Source organism: Psychrobacter sp. TB55-MNA-CIBAN-0194 (assembly GCF_040309505.1).
GTDB lineage: Bacteria > Pseudomonadota > Gammaproteobacteria > Pseudomonadales > Moraxellaceae > Psychrobacter > Psychrobacter fozii.
On record NZ_JBEOOW010000128.1, the window covers coordinates 1 to 290 of the forward strand.

The 290-nt window shown below is 43.4% G+C and carries 1 pseudogene; it reads left to right on the top strand.

Annotated features, from left to right (window positions below):
• Positions 1–213: pseudogene (locus tag AAEY75_RS14540) on the top strand (ferredoxin--NADP reductase); the annotation flags it as partial.
• Positions 214–290 lie beyond the last annotated feature (77 nt).

A 290-nucleotide genomic window follows, 5' to 3' on the forward strand; every position in this document is an offset into this window, starting at 1 on the left:
ATCGAAGGTGCACTGACAGAGCGCCTGCCAAAATTGCTACTAGATGGAACGCTACAAGAGCGCGCAGGCATTGCTTTAGATGTCGATAGCACGCACGTTATGCTCTGCGGCAACCCAGATATGGTAGAAGATACCAAAGAGACGTTAAAGAGCTTAGAACTGGTGATGAATCGCCGTGGAGAAGGTAATATTGCGGTAGAAAACTACTGGTAAAACTGTTATTTCTTATCATCTAATCTAAAGCTTTTAGCAAAAGAAAAATGCTGTATCTTGAAGACTCTCGTCTGGCA